We start from the raw sequence: 17,853 nt of genomic DNA on the forward strand, positions 1-17,853 counted from the left end.
TTCCCTTTGACTTTTCACCCTAAATTGAAGGCGCTTACTAAAAAAGCAGAACGAATCCAGAAAGAATGCAATGTCAAAACTCACATCCAAACCCATCCTAAAAAAAGCCAGTGGAATTTTGGCTCAAGAGTTTGCAACACCTAAAGATATTGCCTGGGCATGGGTTACCTTGTTGCTGTCACAAGAAGAGCAAAAGCGCGATAGCGAAGAAAAGCGTTATAGCCGCATTGCTGAATTTGAAGCTTGGATTTTGGGTCTAAGCCTACCAACCGATCTAAAGAATCCTGAGGGCGGTGCAGTGAGTCCAGAAGCAGTAAAAAATTCAGCAAGAAATGTCTTTGAGTGGCCACATGAGTACATCTTCGAAGAAACAGCAGCGCCCAATCATATGGATGCTAAGATTACCTATAGCGATACCATCACCAAACCTATTTTGGATGCAGTGAAAGATGCTGGTGGATCCAATGACCGAGCAGCACTGATCGCCATCTTAGAAGGCTATGCAAAGGAAGGTAAAGAGCCGTTCGCTAATGTCACACCAGAAGGCATCGAATGGAAAGGTAGTGTTTGGAAGGAGGGGGATAAATACAATCTTCTGACATTGAAGTCTCTCCATAATCGCCTGTCCAACTTGCGCAAGAAGGGCTTGATCTAAGAGATCGACTTAATCAGTCCTCATAAAGAAAAAGCCCCTAGATTTCTCTAGGGGCTTTACTTATTTGGCTCCTCGACCTGGGCTCGAACCAGGGACCTACGGATTAACAGTCCGGCGCTCTACCGACTGAGCTATCGAGGAATAAGCCGATATTATAGCAAGATGAAATCACTTCTTCCCACTTCTGTGCAGATCCCCAAAGTACTGACCATTGCTGGGTCCGATAGCGGCGGTGGGGCAGGGCTCCAGGCTGACCTGAAGGTCATCACCGCCCTTGGTGGCTACGGCATGTCAGTCATAACTGCAATTACCGCCCAAAATACCTTGGGCGTCACACGTATTCAGGATGTTGATCTTGACGTGGTTGAAGCCCAGATTGACGCAGTTTTAATGGATATTGGTGCTGATATTGTCAAAATCGGCATGCTGGCTAACCCAGAAATAGTCCGAACAGTTGCTAAATCTTTACGCAAACATGGTGTTAAACGTATTGTTTTAGACCCTGTTTTGCGCGCAACCTCCGGCGCTAGCTTAGGTGGTGACGATACCGCTCAAGCAATGATTACTGAATTATTTCCGATGGCATTGCTCGTTACTCCTAACTTAGATGAAGCTTCATTGCTGCTAGGTCGCGAAATAAGTGGTCCCAATGATTTCAAATTAGCCGCCGAAGAATTACTCGAGATGGGCCCACAAGCAGTGCTCATCAAAGGCGGGCATTTAGACAGTACGCATACCCAAATTACCGATTATTTAATGTGGCGTACGCTTGAAGACGGCCTTGAAGTGGTTCAGTCAAAAGAATTCAAGCACTACCGTGTTAACACAGCAAACACGCACGGCACCGGATGTTCTTTAGCGTCTGCCATTGCTACCTATCTAGCTGATGGTCATGATCTAGCTCATGCAGTTGCTAAGGCAATAGCCTATGTCGAGGCAGGCTTAGAGGCGGGGCGTTTCTTAAGTGTTGGCGAAGGTCCAGGGCCTCTATGGCACATGCACGATTTTTATCCAACTGCGCTGCTTGATGAAAAAACGAAGCTTTAGCAGTGTTTTTGACCTCAATCTACTATGGTTAAAGACCTTAATTGCCATAAGATGTCTTTCTTTGGATAATGTAGGCTATGAGCAATTTCTTCATTGACTATCAAACAAAAGCTGCTACATCAGCTTTTATGGATAAGGTTGCTCAATACTTTCCAATAGCAAAAGCATTGTTGTTTGGAAGTCGAGCTAGGGGTACTCATCACGTAGAAAGTGACGCCGATGTTGCTATTCTTTTGAAAGGCCTAGCAACTCCATTTATGGCGACAAAATTTGCTATGGATGACCTTGCTTATGAAGTTCTTTTAGAGACCGGTATACGTATTCAGCCGCTACCAATATGGCAGGAAGAATGGGATCATCCAGAAACTTATTCAAATCCAAGCCTTATCAATAATGTGCGAAACGAAGGTATTGTGCTTTGAAGGCAAAAGAACTTTTTATTAAAGCGACAACAGCAGCTGCCTCGGCAAAAATACTATTAAATGCTGATGATTTCGATGGAGCATGTAATCGAGCCTATTACGCTATGTTTGACGCTGCTCGAGGTGCTTTACTTGTTTCCGGTGAGGTAGATTCGGTCGAGCATACAAAAACCCACAGTGGCCTCATATCTGTTTTTAGTTTGAAATTGGTGAAAACAGGTCAAGTCTCAATTGAATTTGGCAAAGCATTAAACAGGGTCGAAGATCTTCGTTTAATGGGTGATTACAAAGGTGATTTGGTGGCCAAGGAGGATGCTCAATGGGCGGTTGCTAAAGCAAGTGAATTCGTTGAGCACCTTTTGGGGTTATTTGATAAACCCTAAATCGATTTAAGCCTGCATTAATTCTTGCAAGTGTTTAACTGCTGCCTTAGGATCTTTAGCTTGTATGATGGCCCTCACAACAGCCACTGAACCAACACCACTTTTTGCCACTGCATGAATGCTGTCTTGATCAATGCCGCCAATCGCTACCAGTGGGTAGTTGCTCATGAGCTGAGCATATCGATATAAACGACCTAGTCCTTGCGGTGCTGTAGGCATCTTCTTTAAATTTGTTGGAAAGACTGCGCCCATCGCAATGTAGCTTGGGCAAAAGCGATCTGCATAAGCCAGCTCTGCATAGCCATGAGTGCTTAGTCCCAGTCTTAAGCCCGCACCCCGAATTTCTTCTAGGTTGGCATCTACTAAATCCTCTTGACCTAAATGCACGCCATAGGCGCCAGCATCAATTGCTTCTTGCCAATAGTCATTAATGAATAGCAAGGTCTTGCTATCTTTGACTGCTGCAACAGATTCTTTAATTTGTTTTCTGATCTTAGACTTTTCGTCTGACTTAAATCTAAGTTGTACCGTCGGCAACTCTGCATCGACCATGCGCTTTACCCAATCAGCATCCGGCATGACTCCATACAAGCCCAGGCGTTTTGGACACTCTTTAAAGGCATTGGGATTCATATTGCGAGTCCAGGGCAATAAATCAAAATGCTCTGGCCTGCTGGGCCATTTAAAGGGATTAAAGCCACCATCTTGCAATGTCATGCGTGACCATGCCTTACCCAGAATTCTGGCATCAGACTCGATAAATCCCATTTCAATGGCAGCTAGTGCGCCTGCCAATTCGTAGTGATCGACGGCTGCTTCGTTATCAATCAGTGGAGGCGGAGAGTTCAGACTAAAGGTCGGAATCGGAATACATAAATCTTCATTGCGATGTGTGGCAACAATTTGGTCTGCAAGGTCACGAATCAGGCTCATGTGTTCAGTGTACTTAACTTAGCGTCACTACGATTGGTGCCAAAACGGAGTTCCCACCAAAGGTGTGCTTGCTTGGGCAGACTCTTGGGGCTTCATGGCGCCCGATAAATAGGCCGCACGACCCGCATCAACCGCCATAGCAAAGGCTTTGGCCATCACCACAGGATCATCCGCCAAGGCAACTGCGGTATTCAGAAGTACACCATCAAATCCCCATTCCATGACGGTGCATGCATGTGAAGGCAGCCCTAGGCCGGCATCCACCAAGAGCGGAACCTTCAGACGATCACGCAAGAGTTTCATGGCATATGGATTTAAAGGGCCTTGTCCGGTACCAATTGGAGCGGCCCAAGGCATCACCGCTTGGCAGCCGACATCAACCAAACGTTGGCACAAAATGAGATCCTCCGTGCAATACGGCAGAACCTTAAAGCCATCTTTAATCAGAGTCTCTGCTGTCAGCACTAAGCGCAAGACATCCGGTTGCAAAGTGTAATCATCGCCAATCAGCTCTAACTTGATCCAATCGGTTTCAAACACTTCACGCGCCATTTGCGCGGTGGTAATCACTTCTTGTGGGCTATGGCAACCAGCGGTATTCGGTAGAACAGGAACTGCCATCTTCTTAAGTAAATCCCAAAAGCCGCTATGCGCTTCTGCAGTTGATGTTCCTTGGCGACGCAAGCTTACAGTAATCATGCCGGGATTCGATACTTGTACAGCGTTCTCCAGCACCTGTGGAGAGGGGTAGCGTGAGGTCCCTAGCAGCAAGCGACTCGCAAAGCTCTCGCCATAAAGGACAAGTGTATCGGCGCTATTGAGGTTATTAGGTAAAGGAGCGTTCATAGCAAAATAATTGGTTCTTAATCAGCCGCCAGTAACTGGAGCAATCACTTCAATTTGGTCATTCTCATTTAATGCAAAGTCTGCATGCTTAGTCTTGGGCACAAAGTTGAGATTTACGGCAACGGCATAGGGTGGCTTCGCATTGATCAAGGCTAGAGCATCACTCACCATACTCTTGCTAGGCAACTCATAAGCTACTTGATTCACGATTACGCGCATACCGCCTCAATCTGGTTGCAATCTTGAGTCACACTCAACCCTAAATCCAATGCAGTCTTACTTGTGCCGAACTCCAGAAGCTCTAATGCGCAATCGAGTACTGCAGGAGAAATCATAAAACCATGGCGATATAAGCCATTGATCATGATCAAATCTGCAAGCCCTTTATTTCTTATCGACCGAATTTCTGGGAGATTATTTTTTAAAGTGGGGCGACAATGCGTCGCCATCTCCAAAATGCGCGCTTCTGCAAACCCACTATGAACGGTATAAACGGCACTGAGTAACTCCATAGCAGAGCGTACGCTCATTTCTGATAGGTCATCGGATTCGATCTCAGTGGCACCCACCACATAGACATCATTTTCTTTAGGAGCAATATAAATCGGATAGCGCGGATGGATTAGGCGTGTAGGGCGACGCAACTTCACCTCTGGCGCATAGAGTCTGATCACTTCACCGCGAACACCGCGCAAGTTATTGGACTTATCTCCAGTTGACCAAGCTTCTTTAGCGCCCGTACCGCGACAATCAATTACCGCTTTATAGCCAGTCTGTTTGCGCAATTCAGAAGGTTCGATCTCGGTATGCCAGTGGCAATTGACCTTCAATAGCGTTAATTCGCTAGCGAGAGCATCCAATAGCTGGCGATTATCTAATTGCCCTTCATTGGGTAAATACAGTCCCTGAGTAAAGCGATCGGCAACGCCAGGCTCGAGTTCGCGTAATGCTTCATTATTGAGCTTTTGTGGTTCGCTGAGATCAGCGTTTGAGCGACAGTTCTTATCTAAATGAGCAGCAAAGCGTTCAGCTTCACTAGCATCTTGGCGGTGCCACAAAATCAAGGTGCCAACTTGCTGAAAGTAAACCGGTGAAGATAAGTTAGCAATAAGCTCCTTCCAGCGAGGCAGGCTATGCAAACCCATGCGCACAACAGAATCTTCAGTAATTGCAGACTCAGCTAATGGTGCCAACATCGCTGCAGCAATGCGCGCAGCAGCATGAGAACCATCAGGGCCGCCTTTATCAAAGAGATCGACTTGAGCACCTCCTTTAGCAAGCGCAACAGCCAGCAAGCGACCCATTAGGCCGCCGCCAACAATTGCGTATTTGCTATTGGAGAAGCTTGCGCTAGTCATCTTTATCTTTTTAGCTGGTTGGCTTACTGATAAATCTCACTACCGCGCTTACGGAACTCCGCAGACATCTCTTCCATACCTTTAGAAGCATCAGCTACCTCAGTAATGGGAATGACTTTAGCTTTCGGATTACCATCGGCATCTAGGGTTGCCGCGTAGTCACGAACTTCTTGAGTGATCTTCATGGAGCAGAACTTTGGACCGCACATGGAGCAGAAGTGCGCAATTTTGGCACCTTCAGCTGGTAGGGTCGCATCGTGATACTCACGCGCGCGCTCAGGATCTAAGCCCAGATTAAATTGGTCTTCCCAGCGGAACTCAAAGCGAGCCTTGGAGAGGGCGTTATCGCGTACTTGCGCGCCAGGCAAACCTTTGGCTAAGTCGGCACCATGGGCAGCAATCTTGTAAGTGATGATGCCCTCACGCACATCTTCTTTATCTGGCAATCCCAGATGCTCTTTTGGTGTGACATAGCAAAGCATCGCTGTGCCATACCAACCGATTTGCGCGGCACCAATACCGCTGGTGATGTGGTCATAGCCAGGGGCAATATCGGTAATCAATGGTCCGAGGGTGTAGAAAGGAGCTTCTAAGCAATGCTTGAGCTCTTCAGTCATATTCTCTTCAATGCGCTGCATTGGAACGTGACCAGGACCCTCGATCATGACTTGCACATCATGTTTCCAAGCTTTAGCAGTCAATTCACCAAGTGTATGGAGCTCACCAAACTGTGCGGCATCATTAGAGTCAGCAATACAACCAGGGCGCAAGCCATCACCCAAGCTAAATGACACGTCATACGCTTTCATGATCTCGCAAATCTCATCAAACTTTGTGTACAGGAAGTTTTCTTTGTGATGAGCCAAGCACCATTTAGCCATGATCGAGCCGCCACGAGAAACAATGCCCGTAATACGATCAGCTGTTAACGGTACATAGCGTAGCAATACACCCGCATGAATGGTGAAGTAATCCACGCCTTGCTCTGCTTGCTCAATGAGCGTGTCACGGAACATTTCCCAAGTGAGATCTTCTGCAATACCACCGGTTTTATCTAGTGCTTGATAAATTGGAACTGTGCCAATAGGTACTGGAGAGTTGCGAATAATCCATTCGCGAGTCTCATGAATATGCTTACCAGTGGAGAGATCCATGATAGTGTCTGCACCCCAACGAATGGACCACACCATCTTTTCAACTTCTTCATTAATGGATGAAGTAACGGCAGAGTTGCCTAAGTTACCGTTAATCTTCACGCGGAAGTTACGGCCAATAATCATTGGCTCTAATTCAGGGTGATTGATATTTGCTGGAATAATTGCGCGTCCTGCAGCAATCTCGGAGCGAACAAATTCACCGGTGACGATGTCAGGCAGGTTTGCGCCATAACCTTTGCCTGGGTGCTGCTTCAATAACTGCTTGTAGGCTGGATCTTTGCGCAGTTGCTCAAGGCCCATGGATTCACGCAGGGCGATGTATTCCATTTCAGGGGTGATGATTCCTTGGCGAGCGTAATACATCTGACTGACGTTATGGCCGGATTTAGCAACGCGCGGTGCGCTGATATGAGAAAAGCGTAAATTTTGTGTGGCTTCATCTTGAGAACGCGCAACGCCGTATTCGGAGCTGGGTCCTGTCAACTGGATGGTGTCATTGCGTTCAGCAATCCAGGCATCACGTAGTCTTGGCAAACCTTTTTCAAGATTGATCACAACATCTGGATCGCTGTATGGGCCTGAAGTGTCATAAACAGGCACTGGCGGATTTGCCAACATTTCTTCACCTACGCGAGTAGGTAGTTGCTCAATCATCCGGATTGGCGCCTTGACATCAGGTCTTGACCCTTGAAGGTAAGTTTTGGTTGAGGCAGGATAGGCAAACTTTTGCCCGAAGTCGCGCTCTAAGCTTTTAAGGCTTGGAATCTCATGTTTAGCGTTTTTAGTTGAGGTGTTGCCTGTACTCATGTCCATCTCCTAGCTGTTTTAGATGGACGAAACCGGGTGTCGGTCTGATGTAACTCCCCACGCCAGCATTACCTGGATCGGGTTCTAGGGTCTTTCTCAGCGCCTTCTAGCAAAACTGCTATGAAGGGCACCCCTGTTTCATCCTTAAGATGAATTTAACCACGAATTGATTGATTACTGTATGACACCAGTCAAGCGGTAGGTGGAATTAATCAAATGGGGTGAAATAGCCTATTTATTGCGGCGCAATATGAAATCAGCCGTAACAAAGGCGGCATCAGAGGTAAATTCATCGGCCAAGATTCTGGCAGCAGCCTCTGGCAGTGATATTTCAATAAAGCCACTCACTTCGCCATCATGATTTGTGGGGACAAAGTTATCAGCCAGCTCTAAATCGTAGATGTATAGCTGCTCATCATGAAAGCCTCGTCCTACAGATGGGCGGCGCATATGAATCCGTCCCACAGGTTCTATTTGATCAGAGATTTGCTCAGGTACACCAGCCTCTTCCCAAAGTTCGCGTCGTGCGCTGACCCAGGGTGTTTCATCAGCAGTAATTCCGCCGGCAGCCAAGTTGTCTAACTTGCCTGGATCAGTAGGTTTGGTTTCACTGCGTCTACCCAGCCAAATGGTGTTGCCGCGGGTGTAACCATTGATATGCGTTGCCATACTCCGAAAACCAAAGGTACGAAACGCAGCGCGCTCCATGCGAAAGTATTTGTGACCATTTAGATCAACCCAAGCAAAGTCTTCGTTACGCCAGCCTGGAATAAATCCACCCAGTCTCATGCGATTGGCTAACTGATAAAGACTATTGGATAATTCTCTAGGCTTACCCAATTGAATGGTGAGCTTGTCATGACCCATGGCAATGAGTGCAATGGATTCTTTTTGTAAAGACTCTTGCAGATAAGGAATAAATTCTGGATTGAGGTGGCCAATGAGTTGCTCACCTGTTGCACCGCGGGATAAATAAATCGGTAGGTATTCTGCAGGAGCAGAGCGCGCCGTGTTTTGGAGCATCTCCTCGAGGGCGGCTAAGGTGCTGGTTGAAAGGCTGGTCATGCCCTAAGTGTAAGGGAACTTCGCGTTCTACGCCCTGATTAAAAAAGTTCCATAACACAAAATCTTATAGGAACTAGATTAAATATTTATAAACAAACACGCAAAGTAGGGAAAGATATTTTGCACACAAATTAGGCAAGCTAGGTCTACCTATACAAATCTGTGACTTACGAAAACTTTTGAGGATTTATCCACAATGCCTGTGGATAAGTATTGGGAATTTTTGGTCCCGCCGACAGGAATCGAACCTGTATCCCACGCTTAGGAGGCATGTGCACTATCCATTGTGCTACGGCGAGATGCTAGGAAAATAAAAAGTGTGCTAAGTCAATTCTAATGAATTACAAACCACGAACTACCATCCACACAGCGCCCATACTTGATTTGTTACTGCCACCATCATATCGGGTGCGAAGTACATCGAGAAAACAAACAACAAAGCGAATAGAGCAAACCCGTAAAAAATGATTTTCCCACTACTTGGCTTTCTCTTAAGCATTGGCCACTCTATGAATTGCCCGTTCCTTTACAGGAAGATTAACTAAGAAAGCAAAGACGCCCAATCCAATTGCAATTTCCCAAACAATTAAATAGGAGCCAGTTTGGTCAAACAAATAACCACCTAAGAAGGCTCCGCAGAAACTACCCAATTGATGTGAGAAAAAGATGAGACCAGAGAGCATCGTCAAATACTTCACACCAAAAATTTGCGCAACGATACCGTTAGTCAGTGGAATAGTTGAGAGCCACAAGAAGCCCATGATGGCTGCAAAGATGTAAGTACTCATTGGTGTGGGCGGCAATAACAAGAACGCTGTAATGGCAATGGAACGCCCAATATAGATTGCAGATAGTAAATAGCGTTTAGGGAAGCGCTGACCTAGGATGCCAGAGCTATAGGTGCCGAAGATATTAAACAGGCCGATTAAGGCTAGGGCGGTCGTGGCGACAACCGGAGCCCCGACAGCTGGATAGGTAGAAGACAGGTCCTTAAGGTAAGGCGCCAAATGAACCGCAATAAACACCACCTGAAAACCGCAAACAAAATAACCTAAGGTCAGATAACGAAAGCTTGGATTACCCATTGCTTCCTTTAAGGCCTGCTTAATCGTCTGATCACCCAGATTATGGTTATAGGTGAAATTCTTTTCACGCAACATAAATGCAGTTGGAATCATTAGACTGGACATCAATGCCAACATGAGAAGCGCATCTTGTGTGCCAAACATACTCAGCAAGCCTTGCTCGGCTGGAATCATGAGGAACTGACCAAATGAACCGGCAGCTGCAGTAATGCCCATTGCCCAAACTCGTTTCTCCGCAGACACATTGCGACCCAAGATTCCATAGACCACGCTGTAGGTCGTGGCAGTTTGTGCCAAACCAATGAGCAAGCCACCAGCTAATGTGAAATTCATGACATCAGTAGATATGGCCATTCCTGCCAAACCTAGGGCATACAAAATCCCACCGGCAACCATAATTTTGAATGCCCCGTAACGATCCGCCAAAGCCCCAGTAACTGGTTGTACAGCTCCCCAAATCAGATTTTGCAAAGCAATAGTCAGAGCAAACGTTTCGCGACCCCAGCCATTGGCTGAAGTAATGGGTAAATTAAAGAGGCCAAAGCCATGACGAATACCCATCGATAGGGTGACCATAAGTCCACCATAGATGAGGACTTCCTTCATCGAAAGCCCTGCTTTGGATGTCTGTGTTGTCATGGTTCCTAGATGATTCCCTTAGTGCGTAAGGCTTCAATCGCTTGATCATCTAGTTTGAGACGTTCATGCAAAATCTCTTGTGTATGTTGACCAAGCGTAGGCGGCGCCATTCGCACCTCTGTTGGTGTTTTAGAAAGACGCATAGGACTAGCAACCAATTTCATATTGCCAACAGTAGGGTGTGGAACATTGATCTCTACCCCACGAGCTATGACTTGCTCGTTTTCAAAGACTTCTTTGAAATTATTAATCGGTCCACAAGGAACATTCACTTTTTCTAGAAGTGACATCCATTCCTTCTTTGTTTTTTTACGGGTCATGGCTTCCAGTAGCGGCACTAGCTCATCTCGGTGTTGAACACGGAGTGGGTTAGTGGCGTAACGTGGATTATCAGCAAGGTGAGCTTCTTCACCAGCCATAACAAAGTGTCTATATTGACCGTCATTGCCAGCAGCAACAATCATCCAGCCATCCGATGTTGGGAATGTTTGATACGGAACAATGGTTACGGAGGCATTGCCAATTCGACGGGGCACTTTTTCAGATGTAAGGTAGGCGCTTGAAACATTAGCCATCACTGCAATTTGGGTATCCAATAAAGCCATATCGATGTATTGGCCTTCACCTGTATGGTCACGGTGAATGACTGCTGCCAATATGGCTGTAGAGGCATACATGCCGGTAAAGATGTCTGCGATTGCAACCCCTGCTTTTTGTGGGCTAGCTCCTTTAACACCATCCGCTTCACCGGTCACACTCATAAATCCGCCCATACCCTGAACGATGAAGTCATAGCCAGGACGATTAGCAAAGGGGCCGGTCTGACCAAAACCTGTAATTGAGCAGTAGATCAAATCTGGCTTTACTTTTTTGAGGCTTTCATAATCAAGGCCATATTTAGCGAGGTCGCCAACTTTGTAGTTTTCAATCACCACATCCGATTCGGCAGCCAGCTGACGGATCAACTCTTGACCTTCGGGCTTTGCAATGTCAACTGTAATCGAGCGCTTATTGCGGTTAATGCAAATAAAATAGGCAGACTCTTCAGTTTCCTTGCCATTGGCGTCTTTGACAAAAGGAGGCCCCCAATGGCGGGTATCGTCGCCAACGACCGGTCTTTCGACTTTGATGACATCTGCACCCAAATCCGCTAGGTTTTGAGCGCACCAAGGCCCTGCCAAGACTCGGCTAAGGTCTAAAACGCGAATATGACTTAAGGCTCCCATCCCCCAATTTTGGCATGGATGACAGGGGAATTCCCGAAAAATTCGGCCTGGAGCTCAGACATGACTACAATTTGCGCGCATGGCTACCCGTAAAACTTCCGAATACAGCGAATCGTCGATTCAGGTCCTAAAGGGACTAGAACCAGTCCGTCAACGGCCTGGAATGTACACCCGCACCGACAATCCACTCCATATCATTCAAGAGGTGCTGGATAACGCATCCGATGAGGCTTTAGGAGGTTTTGGTAAGCAAATCATCGTTACGATGCATACCGATGGCAGCGTGAGCGTGGAGGATGATGGACGCGGGATTCCAGTGGGCATGCATCCCACCGAAAAATTGCCGGTAGTGGAGATTGTCTTTACCCAGCTTCATGCTGGCGGTAAGTTTGAAAAAGGCACTGGTGGTGCCTATGCATTCTCAGGCGGCCTACATGGTGTTGGTGTTTCCGTAACCAATGCTTTATCTAAAAGATTAGAAGTCACCGTTTGGCGTGATGGCCAAATGTCGACATTGACCTTTGCTGATGGCAAAGTGATTGAAAAGCTCAAAACGATTTCTTCTCCAAAAGAAGATAAGTCGCATGGTACGCGCGTACGTGCATGGCCAGATGGAAAGTATTTTGATAGCTCAGTGATTCCAATGCCTGAGCTCATTCGTCTATTACGTTCCAAGGCTGTTTTATTGCCAGGTGTGAAGGTAACCCTGATTCAAGAAAAATCAGGCGATACCCAGACTTGGCAATATGCGCAAGGCTTGCGCGGTTATTTAAATGAAGCAATTGCGCAAGCTGGCCATGGTGCTGAAGTCATTCCTCCGTTCGAGGGTGAGCAATACGCTACCGGTACTGGAGAGGAAGATTCTTTTGCTGAAGGCGAGGGCGCGGCTTGGGTTGTTTGCTGGACTGAAGATGGTGCGCCAGTGCGCGAGAGTTATGTGAACTTGATTCCAACACCTGCAGGCGGTACTCACGAAAGCGGTTTGCGTGAAGGTTTATTTAATGCCGTTAAAGGCTTTATTGAGATGCATGCATTGCAACCGAAAGGTGTGAAACTCATGCCTGAAGACGTATTTGCTCGCGCATCTTTCATTCTGTCGGCCAAAGTATTGGATCCTCAGTTCCAAGGGCAGATTAAAGAGCGGCTGAATTCTCGTGATGCCGTACGTTTAGTTTCTGGCTATGTGAAGTCTGCTTTAGAGCTTTGGCTCAACCAACATGTTGACTACGGTCGCAAGTTAGCTGACCTGGTAATCAAGCAAGCACAAGCGAGAACCCGTGCCGGCCAAAAAGTTGAGAAGAAAAAATCCTCTGGCGTAGCTGTACTCCCGGGCAAGCTTACAGATTGCGAGAGCGAAGATATTGGTATGAATGAAATCTTCCTAGTAGAGGGCGATTCTGCTGGCGGTTCAGCCAAAATGGGGCGAAATAAGGAATATCAGGCGATTCTTCCATTGCGGGGCAAGGTATTAAATACTTGGGAAGCTGAGCGCGATCGCTTATTTGCCAATAATGAAGTGCATGACATTGCTGTAGCAATTGGTGTTGATCCTCACGGAGCAAATGACAGTCCTGATCTATCTAATCTGCGCTATGGCAAGGTTTGCATTTTGTCTGATGCGGACGTCGATGGTGCACACATCCAGGTATTGCTCTTAACCTTGTTCTACAAGCATTTCCCCAAACTCATTGAGTTAGGGCATGTGCATATTTCTAGACCACCACTATTTAGAGTCGATGCTCCAGCGCGTGGCAAGAAACCAGCGCAAAAGATTTATGCCTTAGATGCTAATGAGCTTCAAGCGATTGAAGATAAATTACGCAAAGACGGCGTTAAAGAAACTGCATGGCAGATCTCCCGCTTTAAGGGTCTGGGAGAGATGAGTGCTGAGCAACTTTGGGATACGACTTTGAATCCAGATACTCGTCGTTTACTACCAGTCACTTTGGGCACATGGACTGAAGACGAAACGTTTAAAACAATGGATATGTTGATGGGTAAATCAGAGTCCGGTGCACGCCGTGATTGGCTAGAAGAGCGCGGTAATGAAGTGGAGGCGGATATCTAATGACAACTAAAAAGACTCCTGGAAAAAATACTCCAGCCGATCAGGCGGATTTGTTTGCCAGTCCCATTGAAATGGATATCGTTGAAGTGGAAGAGACCCCTGCAGTTGCTGCTTCTTCTGGTGGTGGAACGGGCAATCATGACCCCAAAACGGTTGACTTAAATGAAGATGGTAAAGACAGCTTAACTCTAGCGGTATATGCAGAGCGTGCCTATTTAGATTATGCAATTAGCGTAGTTAAAGGCCGTGCATTACCTGATGTATCTGATGGACAGAAACCCGTACAGCGCCGCATCTTGTTCTCAATGAGCGAAATGGGTTTGCGTGCTGATGCTAAACCGGTGAAGAGTGCGCGTGTAGTTGGCGATGTGCTGGGTAAGTTTCATCCGCATGGTGACCAATCTGCATACGATGCCTTAGTGCGCTTGGCACAAAGCTTCTCATTGCGCTACCCATTAATCGATGGTCAAGGTAACTTCGGCTCACGCGATGGCGACGGTGCGGCAGCGATGCGTTACACCGAGGCTCGTCTTACTAAGATCGCTAGTTTGCTTCTGAGTGAAATCGATGAAGGTACGGTAGATTTCGCGCCGAACTATGACGGCTCATTCCAAGAGCCTAAATTATTACCAGCGCGCCTACCGTTTGTATTGCTCAATGGCGCATCCGGTATTGCCGTTGGTATGGCGACCGAGATTCCTTCCCATAATTTGCGTGAAGTGGCTACAGCTGCCGTTGCATTAATGAAGTCTCCGAAGATGAGCACTTCAGAGTTATTGGAAATCATGCCTGGTCCTGACTATCCAGGCGGCGGTCAAATCATTTCTTCTTCTGCAGAAATTGCACAGATCTATGAAGCAGGGCGCGGTAGTATTAAAGTGCGTGCACGTTGGTCTGTCGAAGAATTGGCTCGTGGTCAATGGCAGATTGTGGTTAATGAACTACCTCCGGCAACTTCTTCGCAGCGCGTACTGCAAGAGATAGAAGAAATTACCAATCCGAAGGTAAAGGTCGGCAAAAAGACCTTAACGCCTGAGCAAAATAATCTTAAATCGACCATATTGAATGTGCTCGATGGCGTGCGTGATGAATCCAGCAAGGATGCCGCAGTACGTTTGGTATTTGAGCCAAAGAGTAAAAATATTGACGTGAATGAGTTTGTCAATTTATTGCTTGCTCATACTTCATTGGAATCCAATGCCCCAATGAACTTGGTGATGATTGGTAATGATGGCCGTCCACGTCAAAAAGGCCTAAAAGAAATTCTGTCTGAGTGGGTTGCATTTAGGGTAGCCACAGTTACTCGCAGAACGCAGCACCGCTTAGGCAAAGTCAAAGACCGTATGCATATTTTGGAAGGACGCTTAACCGTTCTTCTCAATATTGATAAAGTCATTAAGATCATTCGCAATAGCGATGAACCTAAAGCGGACCTGATTAAAGAGTTCAAGCTTAGCGATCGCCAAGCAGAAGATATTCTGGACATTCGCTTGCGCCAGTTGGCTCGCTTAGAAGGCATCAAGATTGAGCAAGAGCTTAAAGAGCTCAAGTCTGAGCGTGATGATCTAGAAGGTTTGTTGCAGAACGACACCGTCTTACGCAAGCGCATCATCAAAGAAATTGAGTCTGATATGAAAGACTTCGGCGATGATCGTCGCACCCTCATTCAGGAAGATAAACGTGCTGTTGCTGAGACCAAGGTCATTGATGAGCCGGTCACAGTCATTGTTTCTCAAAAGGGCTGGGTACGTGTGCGCCAAGGTCATGAGCATGATGCAACCCAATTTGGCTTTAAAGCAGGTGATGCTTTGTATGCCACCTTTGAGGTGAGAACAGTAGACGTTATTCAGGGCTTTGGTAGTGACGGACGGGTATACACCGTTCCTGTCAGCGAATTGCCAGGCGCTCGTGGTGATGGCTCGCCATTAACGAGCTTCGTTAATTTGGCTGCTGGCTCACAAATGGTTGCCTATTACGCTGGTCAATCCGATGATTTGGTATTGCTTTCTACTAAAGCGGGTTATGGATTCTTGGCCAATGTATCTGATATGACTACTCGTAACAAAGCGGGTAAATCATTCTTGAGTATGGATGCTAAAGTTCCTGGCGATGCTCCTTTAGGTGCTGCTAAGGTGAAGGTGGGCATGAAGCAAGTTGCCTGCTTATCAGAAGCTTCTAAGTTATTAGTTTTCCCATTAGATGAACTCAAGCGTCTGCCAACCGGCGGCAAAGGGGTAATCCTTATGGGCTTGGACGATAAAGAACACTTGGCTTCGGCTATCGCAGTTGGTCCTGACGGGGCTACCTATTCAGGCGCTGGACGTGCTGGTAAACCAACTGAACTCGGCCTTGATGCCAAAACCTTAAAGTCATTTGCAGGTAACCGCGCACGCAAAGGCCACTTTGTTGAGCCGCGCTTAAAAGACGGCAAATTAACAGCGAACTAAGCCAGTTAAGCCAGTTAAGTCAGTTAAGTCAGCTAAGTTTTCTTTGGAATACTCACGCCATATTTAACAGCAATCACTTCTGCCAGAATCGAAACTGCGATCTCTGGTGGGGTGAGAGCGCCAATATATAGACCAACAGGACCGTGTAATTTTTCAACCTGCTCTTGGCTGACATCAAACTCGAGCAAGCGCTCTTTGCGTTTTTGAGTATTTTTTCTGCTGCCTAACGCCCCCACATAAAAGGCGGGAGACTTCAGGGCCTCCATCAAAGCCATGTCATCTAACTTGGGGTCATGTGTCAGAGCAACAACGGCGGTGTGAGAGTCAACACCAATCTCCAGCAAGACATCATCTGGCATCCCCTTTGAGAAAGTAATATCAGAACGATTTAGACCCTCGGCATATTCTTCACGAGGATCAATCACGACGACTTCAAAATCTGAAGCTAGCGCATAATCGGCCGTGTATAGGGATAGCTGACCAGCACCAATAATCACCATACGCCAACGAGGGCCGTAAGTGGTTTTCATTTCCTGTTCAGTGCAAGCAAATTCATCACTGCGCTCACCTAAGCTAAGGGTGGATTTACCAGTAGCCAGATTTACGGAGCGACGTGTAATTTGATGAGATGAAATATTCGCAAGCAACTTTTCTAAAATAGCTAATTCTGGCCTAGGCTCTACCAATAAACGTAAGGTGCCACCACAAGGCAGACCAAAACGAGCAGCTTCTTGCTGGGTTACTCCGTAAACCACCATTTCTGGGGTATCGCGAGTGAGGATTTCAGTTTGGACTCGACGAATAAGGTCATCTTCAACGCAGCCCCCTGAAACAGACCCAGCAACTTGCCCGTCAGCTCGTATAGCAAGCCATGAGCCGACTGGACGGGGTGCTGAGCCCCAAGTCTGAACCACGGTCGCAATCGCGACAGATTGGCCTGCTTGTAGCCATTCGACGGCAGATTTGAGTACGCTTAAATCGGTGCTGTTCATGCGTTTTCTTCTTTTTCGTTCTTTTGTGAAAGCTTTTATTAATAACTATTTATTATCACTCTAATGACAGTCTCCGGTGAATCCTCCAAAAGCCCCAATTTGCGTCTAGCCTTCTTGATATTGGCAGCAGGTGAGGGAAGTCGTTTGGGTGGATATCCCAAAGCCTTATTAAAAAAAGGCGGAGATAGTTTGTTAAAGCGCTTTATTCAATCCACGCAGAGTTTTGACCCCATTGAAACCTTAGTCGTTACAGGCTTTTACTCGGATCAAATTGAGGCAGAAATTAAATTACTAAAGCAAGCCGTAGCAAACCCAATAACTTGGATAAAAAATCTCCAGCCAGAGTTGGGTCAAGCCTCTTCAGTACGTCTTGGTCTTGAATCTCTAAAAAGTGACTACGATGTTTTGTTGATTGCTTTATGCGATCAGCCTGGCATAGCTAGCAATGAGATTGACGCATTACTGTGGCAATTTAATCAACGAGACGTAAACCAAGAGATCATATTGCCGATGGTGAACGGTCAACGAGGTAACCCCGTGTTATTTTCAAAACCAATCATTGAGAAAATCTTAGCAATACCCGGGATGGTCTGCAGGCCCTACATAGATCTACATCCCGAGCTAGTGAAAACTTTTATTGCTGATAATCAAGCCTTTGTAATGGATGTCGATACGCAGAAGGATATCGAGAAACTAGGGCTGGATAGAATCCAGCCCCATTAG

Annotated in this window: 16 protein-coding genes, 2 tRNA genes and 1 riboswitch; of the genes, 7 read left to right on the plus strand and 11 right to left on the minus strand. The window is 46.7% G+C overall.

The features are described 5' to 3' along the window. The first annotated feature begins 70 nt into the window (after positions 1-70). Positions 71-655 (plus strand): hypothetical protein, encoded by a 585-nt coding sequence (locus VC182_RS03505; protein WP_216120944.1) that lies wholly within the window; start codon positions 71-73, stop codon positions 653-655. Positions 656-720: 65 nt separating this feature from the next. Here VC182_RS03505 and VC182_RS03510 read toward each other — a convergent pair. Then, positions 721-796: transfer RNA gene (locus VC182_RS03510), tRNA-Asn, on the minus strand. Positions 797-817: 21 nt separating this feature from the next. Between VC182_RS03510 and thiD the strand changes: the two genes are divergently transcribed. The 3 genes from thiD (at position 818) to VC182_RS03525 (ending at position 2,507) form a co-directional block, all read left to right on the plus strand. Next, positions 818-1,702, plus strand: coding sequence for a bifunctional hydroxymethylpyrimidine kinase/phosphomethylpyrimidine kinase (gene thiD, locus VC182_RS03515; RefSeq protein WP_072582367.1), 885 nt, complete (start codon positions 818-820; stop codon positions 1,700-1,702). 77 nt (positions 1,703-1,779) lie between these two features. Continuing rightward, on the plus strand, positions 1,780-2,124 hold the full coding sequence (locus tag VC182_RS03520) for a nucleotidyltransferase domain-containing protein (RefSeq protein WP_216120948.1): 345 nt from the start codon (positions 1,780-1,782) through the stop codon (positions 2,122-2,124). Further along, positions 2,121-2,507, plus strand: a complete 387-nt coding sequence (locus VC182_RS03525) for a HEPN domain-containing protein (RefSeq protein WP_323484518.1) — start codon at positions 2,121-2,123, stop codon at positions 2,505-2,507. Before VC182_RS03520 ends, VC182_RS03525 begins: the two co-directional genes overlap by 4 nt. A 6-nt stretch (positions 2,508-2,513) precedes the next feature. Here VC182_RS03525 and thiE read toward each other — a convergent pair whose 3' ends face one another. From thiE to VC182_RS03570, 9 genes are all read right to left on the minus strand, one after another. Continuing rightward, positions 2,514-3,440 (minus strand): thiamine phosphate synthase, encoded by a 927-nt coding sequence (gene thiE / locus VC182_RS03530; protein WP_323484519.1) that lies wholly within the window; start codon positions 3,438-3,440, stop codon positions 2,514-2,516. A gap of 27 nt (positions 3,441-3,467) precedes the next feature. Further along, positions 3,468-4,286, minus strand: coding sequence for a thiazole synthase (locus VC182_RS03535; protein ID WP_323484520.1), 819 nt, complete (start codon positions 4,284-4,286; stop codon positions 3,468-3,470). Positions 4,287-4,307: 21 nt separating this feature from the next. Beyond that, positions 4,308-4,505, minus strand: a complete 198-nt coding sequence (thiS, locus tag VC182_RS03540; protein ID WP_072582372.1) for a sulfur carrier protein ThiS — start codon at positions 4,503-4,505, stop codon at positions 4,308-4,310. Further along, a complete protein-coding gene (locus VC182_RS03545) occupies positions 4,496-5,644 on the minus strand; it encodes an FAD-dependent oxidoreductase (RefSeq protein WP_216120956.1) in 1,149 nt (382 codons plus the stop codon). The genes thiS and VC182_RS03545 overlap by 10 nt, the downstream gene beginning before the upstream one ends. Before the next feature lie 23 nt (positions 5,645-5,667). Further along, entirely contained in the window at positions 5,668-7,608 is a 1,941-nt protein-coding gene (gene thiC / locus VC182_RS03550; protein ID WP_216862529.1) for a phosphomethylpyrimidine synthase ThiC, read from the minus strand. 37 nt (positions 7,609-7,645) lie between these two features. Next, a riboswitch (TPP riboswitch) is annotated at positions 7,646-7,753 on the minus strand. Between the two features lie 86 nt (positions 7,754-7,839). Then, positions 7,840-8,673: an NUDIX hydrolase gene (locus VC182_RS03555; protein ID WP_323484521.1), complete on the minus strand. Its 834-nt coding sequence runs from the start codon at positions 8,671-8,673 to the stop codon at positions 7,840-7,842. 224 nt (positions 8,674-8,897) lie between these two features. Next, positions 8,898-8,972, minus strand: a tRNA-Arg gene (locus tag VC182_RS03560). A 192-nt stretch (positions 8,973-9,164) separates the two neighbouring features. Next, a complete protein-coding gene (locus VC182_RS03565) occupies positions 9,165-10,397 on the minus strand; it encodes an MFS transporter (protein ID WP_323484522.1) in 1,233 nt (410 codons plus the stop codon). Between the two features lie 5 nt (positions 10,398-10,402). Next, the gene (locus VC182_RS03570; protein WP_323484523.1) at positions 10,403-11,623 is read right to left on the minus strand and encodes a CaiB/BaiF CoA-transferase family protein; all 1,221 of its coding nucleotides are present in this window, start codon (positions 11,621-11,623) and stop codon (positions 10,403-10,405) included. 79 nt (positions 11,624-11,702) lie between these two features. Here VC182_RS03570 and VC182_RS03575 point away from each other — a divergent pair, with 79 nt between their 5' ends. Together VC182_RS03575 and parC are read left to right on the plus strand one after the other, a co-directional pair. Then, a complete protein-coding gene (locus VC182_RS03575) occupies positions 11,703-13,691 on the plus strand; it encodes a DNA topoisomerase IV subunit B (RefSeq protein WP_323484524.1) in 1,989 nt (662 codons plus the stop codon). Positions 13,692-13,762: 71 nt separating this feature from the next. Beyond that, the gene (gene parC / locus VC182_RS03580) at positions 13,763-16,138 is read left to right on the plus strand and encodes a DNA topoisomerase IV subunit A (RefSeq protein ID WP_323484635.1); all 2,376 of its coding nucleotides are present in this window, start codon (positions 13,763-13,765) and stop codon (positions 16,136-16,138) included. A 32-nt stretch (positions 16,139-16,170) separates the two neighbouring features. Here parC and VC182_RS03585 read toward each other — a convergent pair whose 3' ends face one another. Beyond that, positions 16,171-17,130, minus strand: a complete 960-nt coding sequence (locus VC182_RS03585; protein ID WP_323484525.1) for an XdhC family protein — start codon at positions 17,128-17,130, stop codon at positions 16,171-16,173. Between the two features lie 63 nt (positions 17,131-17,193). Here VC182_RS03585 and VC182_RS03590 point away from each other — a divergent pair, with 63 nt between their 5' ends. Continuing rightward, positions 17,194-17,853, plus strand: coding sequence for a nucleotidyltransferase family protein (locus tag VC182_RS03590; RefSeq protein WP_323484526.1), 660 nt, complete (start codon positions 17,194-17,196; stop codon positions 17,851-17,853).

The organism is Polynucleobacter sp. AP-Nickl1-40-C4, assembly GCF_035012665.1.
Classification (GTDB): Bacteria; Pseudomonadota; Gammaproteobacteria; order Burkholderiales; family Burkholderiaceae; genus Polynucleobacter.